Raw genomic sequence first — 9,233 nt, 5'->3', positions numbered from 1 at the left:
GGGGGCTTTTTCGTTCGTCAGCGACGCCGCTGTGGCGCGAACGAGCGAGTTGCGCGTCTCAGATCCTGGGGATTGGTTCGCCTTGCCTTCATAACATATGACTATAGTTAGGCTTGCCTAAACAACTCCCGAGAAGGAACGACGCTCTGATGACTGCTCGACCTCAGCACACGCGCCGCCGCACGGCCGGCCTGGTGGCTGCCCTCGGCCTGGTTGCCGCTGGCTCCGCCACCGTCGCCGCCCAGGCCGACGAGGCGACCCCGCCGACCGCCTCCGGCCCCCGCGCCGAGCTCGCGTTCACCACCACGACCAAGACCGGGATCGCCGGCCAGTACCAGATCGCCGCCTCCCAGGACACCGGCGACCTGTTCGTCACCTCCGCGCAGGGACGCCCGCCGATCACCGTCGCCACCCTGGCGAAGGTCGACCCGAACACCCTCGAGGTGAAGCAGACGGCGACCCTGCCGAAGCTCAAGCACGGCACCGACGGCCTCCAGCACAAGTGGCTGAGCACCCACGGCATCTACGTCGACGACACGCACGACAACGTCTGGGTGACCAACACCCGCGACAACCAGGTCAGCGTCTTCGACCGCGAGAGCCTCGAGTACAAGGCCGGCACCTACGACTTCGCAGGTGCGCAGACCCAGGTCGCGATCAACCACCCCCGTGAGGTCGTGATCGACGAGGTGCGCAACCTCGCCTACGTCACCGCCGCCAACCGCGGCGCGGCCTCCGAGGCCTCGGTCACGGTCTACAGCACCGACGTCGACCAGGGCGAGGTCATCGAGCCCCTTGCCGAGATCGCGATCCCCAACCGTGCGGACTACCCCACCGCCGGTGAGAGCACCTACGCGGTGACGATGGGTCTCGACATCGACGAGGCGACCGGCCTGGTCTACACCAACGACTTCCGCACCGACGAGTACTACGTCATCGACCCGGCTGCGAACTACGCGCTGACCCGGCACGCGATCCCCAACGCCGGCATCGGCACGGACGCCGTGGGCTCGCTGCAGCCCTCGAGCATCGCGATCGACCCGGACAGCAACGAGCTGTACACGGTCAACCAGACCCAGGGCACCGACAAGACCAGCCTGCACGTCTTCGACCTCACCACGCACGCGTTGAAGTGGACGGCGGAGACCGGTCCGCGCGCGCTGGCCGTGGACGTCGACCGCGAGCGTGACCTGGTCTACGTGGCCGACTTCTCGAACGGCTCGGTCACCGTCGTCGACGCTCGTGAGCAGGAGGTCGTCGAGACCATCCAGCCCGAGGGCATCACCAAGTCCGCCAACCACCTGATCGTGGCCAACGGCTCCGCCTACATGGTCGACAAGGCCGGTGCCACCACCGGCAACGTCGACTACGCGCTCAACCTCGACACCGGCGTCTCCGAGACCCGCGAGACCACGATCGACTCGATCACCAAGATCACCCCGGCCGCCGAGACCACCGTGACCGGAACCGCCGTCGTCGGCGGCAAGGTGACCCTGAAGGGCGAGGGCTGGTTCTCCAAGAGCGGCCTGGCCGGCTCGCGGATCGGCGTCAAGATCGACGACAACACCTTCACCCGCGCCGAGCCGCTGGCCGAGAACCCGTCCGTGTGGGCGATCGTCCAGGCTGACGCCGACGGCACCTTCACCGCCGAGCTCCAGCTTCCGGACGGCACCACCACCGGCGCGAACGGCACCACCCCCGCCTTCGGCCCCGGCCAGCACACCCTGCGCCTGCTGTCGGGTGGGCTGCTGCTCCCGGCCGGCAGCGACACCGGTCGCTCGATCGTCGTCGACCTGACCGTGGGTGCCAAGCCCGTCGCACCGGCGCCGAAGCTGATCAAGAACACCAAGAAGCCCGCCCTCAGCGGCAAGGCCAAGGTCGGCAAGGTCCTCAAGACCACCAAGGGCTCCTGGAACACCACCGTCACCGTGAAGTACCAGTGGCTGCGCAACGGCAAGGCCATCAAGGGCGCCACCAAGGCCAAGTACAAGGCCACCAAGAAGGACCGCAACAAGAGGATCTCCGTCAAGCTCACCGCCACCAAGAGCGGCTGGAAGAGCGCGACCGCGACCACCAAGGCCGTGAAGATCAAGAAGTGATGCGGGCACTCATCGCCTGACCCCGAGGGGTGGCCGTCCTACCGGGACGGCCACCCCTCACCCCGTTCCCGAAGGAAACCGAGATGAACCTGCTCCCCCGACGCCGCCACCTCGGCCTGCCGCTGGCCGGCCTCCTCGCCCTGGCCGCGCTTCAGGGCGTCACCGCGACGGCCAGCACCGCGGCGGTCTGCGACACCGATGCCGCCGTGCTCAGCGCCAGCACCACCCCGGTCCTCCCCGGCGAGCAGATCCTGCTCTCGGGCACCGGCTTCTGCCCCGGCCAGCGCCTGGCGCTCAAGATGGACTACGACGCCTACGGCCAGCTCGGCGCGGACGCCGACGAGGAGGTTCCCGGCGCGAGCCGCGAGCGGATCCTGGTCGGCGTCGACGGCACCTTCGCCGACGAGCCGCTGACTGTGCCCCGCTTCCAGAGCGACGGCAAGGCCACCGAGGCCGGCACCCACCGCGTCCATGTCCTCGACAACGACCCGGTGACCACCGAGTTCGCGACGTTCCAGACCCTCGCCGACTACGGCAGCGCCGCGGACGTGAGCGCCGCGACCGCGCCCGGCACCAGCATCACCGTCTCCGGCACCGGCTGGGTGGACCGGGCCGGCAACGCCTCCTCCCAGGTGGCCGTGGTGATCGAGCGCGCCGACCTCCCTGGGATCGAGGCCACCCAGCGACTCGCCGCCTTCCAGCCGCACGGCAATGCGAAGGTCTGGGCGCTGGTGCCGACTACGGCGTTCACCGCGACCGGCGCCTTCAGCGCGACCATCGCCCTGCCCGACGGCACCACCGCGGGTGCAGGCGGCTCCACCGTCGCCTTCGGCGGTCACGACTACCGGATCCGTCTGTGGAGCGGGGCCCAGCTGGGCAACGCCGGCGACATCACCCGCAACGTCTCCCTGAGCGACGCGGCGTTCAGCGTCACCGCGCCGACCACCCCGGCGCCGCAGCTGATCAGGAACACCAAGAAGCCCGCGCTGCGCGGCAAGGCCAAGGTCGGCAAGGTCCTGAAGACCACCAAGGGCTCCTGGAACACCACCGTCACCGTGAAGTACCAGTGGCTGCGCAACGGCAAGGCCATCAAGGGCGCCACCAAGGCCACCTACAAGGCCACCAAGAAGGACCGCAACAAGAAGATCGCCGTCAAGCTCACCGCCACCAAGAGCGGCTGGAAGAGCGCGACCGCGACCACCAACGCCGTGAAGATCAAGCGCTAGTCCACCAACGAGAGAGTCCCCCGGCGCCGTTGGCGCCGGGGGACTCTCTCGTTGTACGGGGTGTCTGGCTCAACGCCCGCCGAAGGGGACGCCGAGCTCGCCCAGGCGCTGCTCGCCGCCGTCGAGGGCGGTGAGGATCCAGGCGCCGTCCGGAGTGAGCGTGAAGGAGTGCTCGTAGTGGGCAGCCCAGCTGCCGTCGTTGGTGACGATCGTCCAATCGTCGTCGAGCACCTCGGTGTGCTTGGAGCCCAAGGTGACCATCGGCTCCACCGCGAGCGCCATCCCACGCACCAGCTTGGGACCGCGCCCCGGCTTGCCGTAGTTGGGCACGTCGGGTGCCTGGTGCATCGCCGAGCCGATCCCGTGCCCGGTGAAGTCCTCGAGGATCCCGTAGTCGCCCTGGGAGCGCACGTAGGACTCGACGGCGTGGCTGATGTCGGAGACCTTGCCCCCGAGCCGCGCAGCGGCGAAGCCGCGCCACAGCGACTCCTCGGTGACCCGCATCAGCTCGGCCACCTCGGCCGGGACCTCGCCGACGGCGACCGTGATCGCCGCGTCGCCGTGCCAGCCCTCGATGATCGCACCGCAGTCGATCGAGATGATGTCGCCCTCGGCGAGCACCCGGGCACCCGGGACGCCGTGCACGACCTCGTCGTTGACCGAGGCGCAGATCGTGCCTGGGAACGGCGGCTGGCCGTAGCCCTTGAACGACGGAATGCCACCGCCGGACCGAATGTGGTCCTCAGCGATGGCATCCAGCTCGGCCGTGCTGATCCCGGCCCGCACCGAGGTGCGGAGTAGCTCCAGGGTCTCCCCCACCAGCAGACCGGCCCGACGCATCAGGCCGATCTGCTCAGGGGTCTTCAGTTCGATACGGCGGTTGAACACGGTCTCAGACGACCGGCTGCTCGAGCGCGTCGAAGATGCGGTGCGTGACCGCGTCGATCTCGCCCATGCCGTCGACCTCGATCAGCAGGCCACGCTCGCGGTAGACGGCGAGCAACGGCTCGGTCTGCTCGGCGTAGACCTCCTGGCGGCGACGGATGACCTCTTCGGTGTCGTCGGCGCGGCCCTCGACGGCGGCACGCTGCAGCAGACGCGCCACGAGCTCATCGAGCTCGGCGGTCAGTGCGACGACGGCGTCGAGCTTGCTGCCGGCGTCGGTCAGCATGGAGTCCAGCTCGTCGACCTGCGCGAGGGTGCGCGGGTAACCGTCGAGCAGGAAGCCGGGTGCGGCGTCCGGGAGCGCGATGCGGTCACGCACCATGGCGTTGGTGACCGTGTCGGGTACGTACTCCCCGGCGTCCATGTACCGCTGAGCCTCGATGCCGAGCGGGGTCTTGCCCGCTACGTTGGCACGGAAGATGTCGCCGGTGGAGATGGCCGGGATCTTGAAATGAGTGGCGATGACCTTTGCCTGCGTGCCCTTTCCGGCACCAGGGGGACCCATCAGGATGAGACGCATCAGCGTAGGAATCCTTCATAGTTGCGCTGCTGAAGCTGGCTCTCGATCTGCTTCACCGTGTCCAGGGCGACACCCACCATGATCAGGATGGAGGTTCCGCCGAACGGGAAGTTCTGGTTCGCATTGATCACCGCGAACGCGATCAACGGAATCAGGGCGATCAGACCGAGGTAGAGAGCACCCGGGAAGGTGATCCGGGAGAGAACGTAGGACAGGTAGTCCTCGGTCGGCTTGCCGGCCCGGATCCCGGGGATGAAGCCGCCGTACTTCTTCATGTTGTCGGCCACCTCGTGGGTGTCGAAGGTGATCGACACGTAGAAGTAGGTGAAGAAGATGATGAGCGCGAAGAAGATCGCCATGTAGAGCGGGTGGCTGCCGTCAACGAAGTACTTGTTGAGCCAGCTGACCCACGACGGCGGGTTCTCGTTCGCCTGGTTGAACTGGACCGCCATGGCCGGCAGGTACATCAACGACGAGGCGAAGATGACCGGGATGATGCCGGCCTGGTTGACCTTGAGCGGGATGTAGGTCGAGTTGCCGCCGAACATCTTGCGGCCGACCATGCGGCGGGCGTACTGCACCGGGATCCGGCGCTGTGCCTGCTCGATGAAGATGACACCTGCCACCAGGATCAGGCCGATCACCATCACGATGCCGAACGTCAGCCAGCCCTCGCTGCGCTGAACGCCCCACAGCGAGCCCGGGAACGTGGCGACGACCTGGGTGAAGATCAGGATCGACATGCCGTTGCCGACGCCGCGGTCGGTGATCAGCTCGCCGAACCACATGATCACGGCGGTGCCCGCGGTCATGGTGAGCACCATGACCAGGAACAGGCTGATCGACTCGGTGTCGTGCAGCAGCGGCAGCTCACAGCCCTGCAGCAGCTGGCCCGAGCGGGCCAGCGCCACGATGCCGGTCGCCTGCAGGACGGCGAGAGCAAGCGTGAGGTACCGCGTGTACTGCGTGATCTTGGCCTGGCCGGACTGGCCTTCCTTCTTCAGCGCCTCGAGCCGCGGGATGACCACGACCAGGAGCTGCAGAATGATCGACGCGGTGATGTACGGCATGATGCCCAGCGCGAAGACCGAGAGCTGGAGCAGTGCTCCACCCGAGAACAGGTTGATCAGGTTGTAGACGCTGTTGTCGTTGACCCCGTCGATACAACTCTGGACGTTGGCAGTGTGCACGCCAGGGGTCGGGAACTGGGAACCGAACCGGAAGATCACGATGATCCCCAGGACGAACAGCAACTTGCGTCGCAGATCCGGCGTCCGGAAAGCGTTAGCAAACGCGCTCAGCACGTGATCCTCTTTCTCAAGCTCGCGGACCTCGGCACCAGCATGGGACTGGGCGAGGCGTCGGGGAAGCCTAACAGGGTGGCGAAGTGCCGGGGGCAGGGACGGCGCAGGGCGCGCCCGCCACACTTCTCAGTGTGTCTGACGCGCCCCACGACTCATGTACCCGACTGACCGTTTGGGTCAGAGCACCGTGACGGTGCCGCCGGCAGCCTCGATCTTCTCCTTGGCCGAACCGGAGAACGCGTTGGCGCTCACCTGAACGGCGACCGAGATCTCGCCCTGGCCGAGGACCTTGACCGGCTGGCCGGAGCGCACAGCGCCCTTGGCAACCAGGTCCTCGACGGCAATGGCGCCACCCTCGGGGAACAGCGAGGAGATCTTGTCCAGGTTCACGACCTGGAACTCGACCTTGAACGGGTTCTTGAAGCCCTTGAGCTTCGGAAGCCGCATGTGCAACGGCATCTGGCCACCCTCGAAGGCAGCCGAGACCTGGTACCGGGCCTTGGTGCCCTTGGTACCGCGGCCCGCGGTCTTGCCCTTGGAGCCCTCACCACGACCGACGCGGGTCTTGGCGGTCTTGGCCCCGGGAGCCGGACGCAGGTGGTGCAACTTGAGAGTCATGTCAGTTGTCTCCCTCGATGACCTCGACCGCCACCAGGTGGCGAACGGTCTGGACCATGCCGCGGATCTCCGGGCGGTCCTCCTTGACGACGACGTCACCGATGCGCTTGAGACCCAGGGTGCGAAGCGTCTCGCGCTGGTTCTCCTTGCAGCCGATGCCGCTCTTCTTCTGCTCGACCTTGAGGCGTGCCATCAGTTGGACACCTCCGCCCGAGCCTTCAGCAGTGCTGCCGGGGCAACAGCCTCGACGCTCAGGCCACGGCGAGCCGCCACAGCCTCGGGCTCCTCCAGCATCTTCAGCGCCTCAACAGTGGCGTGAACGATGTTGATCTGGTTCGACGAACCCAAGGACTTGCTCAGGATGTCGTGGATGCCCGCGGCCTCGAGGACTGCGCGCACCGGACCACCGGCGATGACACCGGTACCGGGCGCGGCCGGACGCAGCATGACCACGCCGGCAGCCTTCTCACCCTGGACCGGGTGCGGGATGGTGCCCTGGACGCGAGGAACCTTGAAGAAGTGCTTCTTCGCCTCCTCGACACCCTTGGCAATGGCCGCGGGAACTTCCTTGGCCTTTCCGTAACCGACGCCGACGAGACCTTCGCCGTCACCGACAACCACGAGGGCGGTGAAGCTGAAGCGACGACCACCCTTCACGACCTTGGCAACGCGGTTGATCGCGACGACACGCTCGATGTACGCGGTCTTGTCAGCACCCTGGTTGCGGTTGTCGCGTCCTCCGCGACGGTCGCCTCCCTGGCGCTCGCCACCGGCGCGCTGTCCGCGCTGGGCTCCGCTCATGAGAACTTCCTCTTCTCTCTCTTGCTCGTCTTCGCGATCAGAACGTCAGGCCGCCCTCACGGGCGCCATCTGCCAGGGCCGCGACGCGGCCGTGATACTTGTTGCCGGCACGGTCGAAAACGACCTCAGAGATGCCAGCCTCCTTGGCACGAGCGGCGACGAGTTCGCCGACGCGCTTGGCCTTGGCACTCTTGTCGGCGCCCAGATCGCGCAGCTCGCCCTCCATGGTGGAGGCAGAGGCCAGGGTCTTGCCGACGAGGTCGTCGACAACCTGGACGCTGATGTGGCGAGCAGAGCGGGTGACCACCAGGCGCGGACGCTCGGCGGTGCCGCTGATCTTCTTGCGGCCGCGGACCTGACGACGCAGACGCGACCGGGTGCGCGCAGCGGTGTGCTTGTTGTTGGACAACGAGATGGCCATGGTCACTTACCTGCCTTTCCGACCTTGCGGCGGATCTGCTCGCCCGCGTAGCGGACGCCCTTGCCCTTGTACGGCTCGGGCTTGCGGAGCTTGCGAATGTTGGCCGCAACCTCGCCGACGAGCTGCTTGTCGATGCCGACAACGCCCAACTTGGTCGGACCGTCCACGGTGAAGGTGATGCCCTCTGGCGCCTTGAAGTGGATGGAGTGGGAGTAGCCCAGCTGGAACTCCAGCTCGGTCGGACCCTTCGAGAGAACGCGGTAGCCAACGCCGACGATCTCGAGCTTCTTCTCGTAACCCTGGGTGACACCCACGACCATGTTGTTGATCAGGGTGCGGGTGAGGCCGTGCAGCGAGCGAGCTTCACGCTCGTCGTTGGGGCGCTTCACCTCGAGGGCGCCGTCCTCGCCGTGCTCGACGACGATCGGCGAGGCGACGGTGTGCGACAGGGAGCCCTTGGGGCCCTTGACGGTCACGGTGCTCTCAGCGATCTGAACGTCGACACCCGACGGGACCGCGATGGGGAGCTTGCCAATACGCGACATGCTTCTCTTCCTTTCTGGTCTCGGCGGGCCGGTTACCAGACGTAGGCGAGGACTTCGCCGCCCACGCCCTTCTGGTTCGCCTGGCGGTCGGTGAGCAGGCCCTGGCTGGTCGAGATGATCGCGACGCCCAGTCCGCCGAGCACCTTCGGGAGACCCGTGTGCTTGGCGTAGACCCGAAGGCCCGGCTTGCTGATGCGGCGCAGGCCAGCGATGGAACGCTCGCGGCTGCGGCCGAACTTCAGGGTGATGGTCAGCGTCTTGCCAACAGCCGGCTCGCCGGCGTCGGTGACGTTGTCCTTCACCTCGAAGGAGGTGATGTAGCCCTCCTGCTGGAGGATCTCGGCGACGCCCGCCTTCAGCTTGCTGAAAGGCATGGACACCGAGTCGTGGTACGCCTGGTTGGCGTTTCGCAGACGCGTAAGCATGTCTGCGATCGGGTCAGTCATCGTCATGGCCGGATGGCCCTTTCCCACCGTGGTTTCGTGCCTCCGTGTGAGGCACGACCTTCAGCGATCGTTGTGATGGAGTTCTGGGTTCACCAGGAGGACTTGGTCACGCCGGGCAGCTCGCCCCGGTGAGCCATCTCGCGCAGGCAGATCCGGCACAGGCCGAACTTGCGGTAGACGGCCTTCGGACGGCCGCAGCGCTGGCAGCGGGTGTAGCCGCGAACCGCGAACTTCGGCTTACGGGCCGCCTTGACCTTGAGAGCGGTCTTCGCCATGTCAGTTGCCTTCCTTGAAGGGGAAGCCCAGCT

Annotated in this window: 12 protein-coding genes; 2 read left to right on the top strand and 10 right to left on the bottom strand. The window is 66.9% G+C overall.

Annotation, left to right across the window (positions count from 1 at the left end; all coding sequences use genetic code 11):
- The first annotated feature begins 149 nt into the window (after positions 1–149).
- Positions 150–2,099 carry a beta-propeller fold lactonase family protein gene (locus ABD151_RS12520; protein ID WP_343994815.1) on the top strand — a complete coding sequence of 650 codons (1,950 nt, stop codon included), beginning with the start codon at positions 150–152 and terminating at the stop codon, positions 2,097–2,099.
- Positions 2,100–2,182: 83 nt separating this feature from the next.
- Positions 2,183–3,325, top strand: coding sequence for a hypothetical protein (locus ABD151_RS12515; RefSeq protein WP_343994813.1), 1,143 nt, complete (start codon positions 2,183–2,185; stop codon positions 3,323–3,325).
- A gap of 69 nt (positions 3,326–3,394) precedes the next feature.
- Here the strand turns inward: ABD151_RS12515 and map are convergent, their stop codons facing one another.
- The 10 genes from map to ABD151_RS12465 all read right to left on the bottom strand — a co-directional run bounded on the left by map (position 3,395) and on the right by ABD151_RS12465 (position 9,200).
- Complete coding sequence (map, locus tag ABD151_RS12510) at positions 3,395–4,213, bottom strand: type I methionyl aminopeptidase (RefSeq protein WP_343994811.1); 819 nt, start codon at positions 4,211–4,213, stop codon at positions 3,395–3,397.
- Positions 4,214–4,217: 4 nt separating this feature from the next.
- Positions 4,218–4,790: an adenylate kinase gene (locus tag ABD151_RS12505; protein WP_343994809.1), complete on the bottom strand. Its 573-nt coding sequence runs from the start codon at positions 4,788–4,790 to the stop codon at positions 4,218–4,220.
- Complete coding sequence (gene secY, locus ABD151_RS12500; protein ID WP_343994807.1) at positions 4,790–6,094, bottom strand: preprotein translocase subunit SecY; 1,305 nt, start codon at positions 6,092–6,094, stop codon at positions 4,790–4,792. Before secY ends, ABD151_RS12505 begins: the two co-directional genes overlap by 1 nt.
- Positions 6,095–6,271: 177 nt before the next feature.
- Positions 6,272–6,712, bottom strand: a complete 441-nt coding sequence (gene rplO, locus ABD151_RS12495) for a 50S ribosomal protein L15 (RefSeq protein WP_343994805.1) — start codon at positions 6,710–6,712, stop codon at positions 6,272–6,274.
- Between the two features lies 1 nt (position 6,713).
- Positions 6,714–6,905, bottom strand: coding sequence for a 50S ribosomal protein L30 (rpmD, locus tag ABD151_RS12490; protein WP_343994803.1), 192 nt, complete (start codon positions 6,903–6,905; stop codon positions 6,714–6,716).
- Positions 6,905–7,513, bottom strand: coding sequence for a 30S ribosomal protein S5 (gene rpsE / locus ABD151_RS12485; protein WP_343994801.1), 609 nt, complete (start codon positions 7,511–7,513; stop codon positions 6,905–6,907). Before rpsE ends, rpmD begins: the two co-directional genes overlap by 1 nt.
- Positions 7,514–7,550: 37 nt before the next feature.
- The gene (rplR, locus tag ABD151_RS12480; protein ID WP_343995016.1) at positions 7,551–7,934 is read right to left on the bottom strand and encodes a 50S ribosomal protein L18; all 384 of its coding nucleotides are present in this window, start codon (positions 7,932–7,934) and stop codon (positions 7,551–7,553) included.
- A 2-nt stretch (positions 7,935–7,936) separates the two neighbouring features.
- Positions 7,937–8,479 (bottom strand): 50S ribosomal protein L6, encoded by a 543-nt coding sequence (gene rplF, locus ABD151_RS12475; protein WP_343994799.1) that lies wholly within the window; start codon positions 8,477–8,479, stop codon positions 7,937–7,939.
- A gap of 32 nt (positions 8,480–8,511) precedes the next feature.
- A complete protein-coding gene (gene rpsH / locus ABD151_RS12470; protein WP_343995014.1) occupies positions 8,512–8,931 on the bottom strand; it encodes a 30S ribosomal protein S8 in 420 nt (139 codons plus the stop codon).
- 83 nt (positions 8,932–9,014) lie between these two features.
- A complete protein-coding gene (locus tag ABD151_RS12465; protein WP_011757321.1) occupies positions 9,015–9,200 on the bottom strand; it encodes a type Z 30S ribosomal protein S14 in 186 nt (61 codons plus the stop codon).
- Between the last annotated feature and the right edge of the window lie 33 nt (positions 9,201–9,233).

Origin of the sequence: Nocardioides dubius, assembly GCF_039528155.1 — a bacterium.
GTDB lineage: Bacteria > Actinomycetota > Actinomycetes > Propionibacteriales > Nocardioidaceae > Nocardioides > Nocardioides dubius.
The sequence above is the reverse complement of the archived record's forward strand: the minus strand, read 5'-3'. Positions and strand labels throughout refer to the sequence as shown.